At 49.7% G+C, this 2,951-nt stretch carries 2 rRNA genes; both read left to right on the forward strand.

Annotated elements, in window-relative coordinates:
- Positions 1-2,728 (forward strand): 23S ribosomal RNA (locus tag HMPREF1556_RS04420); the annotation flags it as partial.
- 86 nt (positions 2,729-2,814) lie between these two features.
- Positions 2,815-2,925, forward strand: a 5S ribosomal RNA gene (gene rrf / locus HMPREF1556_RS04425).
- The last annotated feature ends 26 nt before the right edge of the window (positions 2,926-2,951 follow it).

Below are 2,951 nucleotides of genomic sequence, written 5' to 3' on the forward strand. Positions count from 1 at the left end.
GTGAGCGAACGTGGGGAACTGAAACATCTAAGTACCCATAGGAGAAGAAAACAAAAGTGATTCCCTTAGTAGTGGCGAGCGAACGGGGACTAGCCCAAACCAGATTTGTTTCGGCAAATCTGGGGTTGTAGGACCTCGATATAGGAAGACAAGATTAGGAGAACGGTCTGGAAAGGCCGGCCATAGAGCATGAAAGCTGTGTATCCGAAAATCTTCGTTGGACTTAGAGGTATCCTGAGTAGCGCGGGACACGTGAAATCCTGTGTGAATCTGCGGGGCCCATCCCGTAAGGCTAAATACTCCCGAGAGACCGATAGTGAACCAGTACCGTGAGGGAAAGGTGAAAAGAACCTCGAACAGAGGAGTGCAATAGACCCTGAACCCGTCTGCCTACAAGCGGTAGGAGCAGCTTCGAGCTGTGACTGCGTGCCTTTTGCATAATGAACCTACGAGTTACTTTCTCTGGCAAGGTTAAGTGATGAAGAGTCACGTAGCCGAAGCGAAAGCGAGTCTGAATAGGGCGTATAGTCAGAGGGAGTAGACGCGAAACCAAGTGATCTACCCTTGGTCAGGTTGAAGGTTGGGTAAAACCAACTGGAGGACCGCACCGGTAAGCGTTGAAAAGCTTTCGGATGAACTGAGGGTAGGGGTGAAAGGCTAATCAAACTTGGAGATAGCTCGTACTCCCCGAAATGCATTTAGGTGCAGCCTGTGGAGTTTCTTACGTGAGGTAGAGCGACTGATTGGATGCGAGGCTTTCACCGGCTATCAAGTCCAGACAAACTCCGAATGCACGATAAGTTAGATCCACGGAGTGAGGGCATGGGTGCTAAGGTCCATGTCCGAGAGGAGAAGAATCCAGACCATCGGCTAAGGTCCCGAAATAATAGCTAAGTTGACCAAACGAAGTCAGAGTGCGAAGACAGCTAGGATGTTGGCTTGGAAGCAGCCATTCATTTAAAGAGTGCGTAACAGCTCACTAGTCGAGTGCTTTGGCATGGATAATAATCGGGCATAAGCTATTTACCGAAGCTGTGGGATGTGTAAACATCGGTAGGGGAGCATTCCAGCGACGTTGAAGGTAAGAGGACAACTCTTGCTGGAGTTTCTGGAAAAGCAAATGTAGGTATAAGTAACGATAAAGGAGGTGAGAAACCTCCTCGCCGAAAGACTAAGGTTTCCTGATCAACGCTAATCGGATCAGGGTTAGTCGGGGCCTAAGGGGCAGCCGAACGGCGTACCCGATGGACGAACCGGTTAATATTCCGGTACTAATTATGTGAGCGATGTGGAGACGGAGATGTGACGGTCCTGCCAGCTGACGGAATAGCTGGTTAAAGGGTGTAGGTGTTGATCGGGGTAGGCAAATCCGCCCTGAGAGCTGAACCTGACAGTACTCTGAGTGCTTGCACAAGGAGATATGGACAAAGTAACGGAGCTCCCAAGAAAATCCGCTAAGCATATTGCATGATTACCCGTACCATAAACCGACACAGGTGGTTGGGTTGAGTATACTAAGGCGCTCGAGTGATTCGCGGTTAAGGAACTAGGCAAAATAGTTCTGTAACTTCGGGATAAAGAACGCTCACCTAACCGGTGAGCCGCAGAGAATAGACCCAGGCGACTGTTTAACAAAAACACATGGCTATGCTAAATCGAAAGATACAGTATATAGCCTGACACCTGCCCGGTGCTGGAAGGTTAAGAGGAGATGTCATCGCAAGAGAAGCATTGAATTGAAGCCCCAGTAAACGGCGGCCGTAACTATAACGGTCCTAAGGTAGCGAAATTCCTTGTCGGGTAAGTTCCGACCTGCACGAATGGTGTAACGATCTGGGTACTGTCTCAACCGCGAGCTCGGTGAAATTGTAGTATCGGTGAAGATGCCGATTACCCGCAACGGGACGAAAAGACCCCGTGAACCTTTACTATAGCTTTGCATTGGATTTGGGTAACAAATGTGTAGGATAGGCCGGAGACTGAGAATCGGGTACGCCAGTATTCGTGGAGTCGCCGTTGAAATACGGCCCTTTTGTTATTTGGGTTCTAACTCGCAGGAGCGAGGACATTGCATGGTGGGTAGTTTGACTGGGGTGGTCGCCTCCAAAAGTGTAACGGAGGCTTCTAAAGGTACCCTCAGACCGATTGGTAACCGGTCGTAGAGTGTAATGGCACAAGGGTGCTTGACTGGGAGACTAACAAGTCGCACAGGTAGGAAACTAGAGCATAGTGATCCGGTGGTTCCGTATGGAAGGGCCATCGCTCAAAGGATAAAAGGTACTCCGGGGATAACAGGCTGATCGCTCCCAAGAGCTCATATCGACGGAGCGGTTTGGCACCTCGATGTCGGCTCGTCACATCCTGGGGCTGGAGAAGGTCCCAAGGGTTGGGCTGTTCGCCCATTAAAGTGGCACGCGAGCTGGGTTCAGAACGTCGTGAGACAGTTCGGTCTCTATCTGTTGTGGGCGTTTGAGATTTGAGGGGGCCTGACACTAGTACGAGAGGACCGTGTTGGACGAACCGCTGGTTTATCGGTTATGCCGCCAGGCGTACTGCCGAGTAGCTACGTTCGGTTGAGATAAGTGCTGAAAGCATCTAAGTACGAAGCTTGCCTCAAGATTAGATCTCATTATAAGGGTGGTTATAGACGATGACCTTGATAGGCTACAGGTGTAAAGGCGGTGACGTCAAAGCCGAGTAGTACTAATAGCCCGAAAGTTTTTGCGCTGCTGTGGTTGTATACCGACTTAGCGATACGATTGTGAGTATCGGATGTTTTTATCGAGTCAATGATTGTCTAGATATAAGAGATATTTAGGTGGTTATAACGTTGGGGTTCCACCTCTTCCCATTCCGAACAGAGAAGTTAAGCCCAATTGTGCCGATGGTACTGCGTAACAGTGGGAGAGTAGGTAGCCGCCATTTTAAGAAGCGAGCGGGTGTGATTGCGA

This window comes from Porphyromonas sp. oral taxon 278 str. W7784 (genome assembly GCF_000467855.2).
Taxonomy (GTDB): domain Bacteria; phylum Bacteroidota; class Bacteroidia; order Bacteroidales; family Porphyromonadaceae; genus Porphyromonas.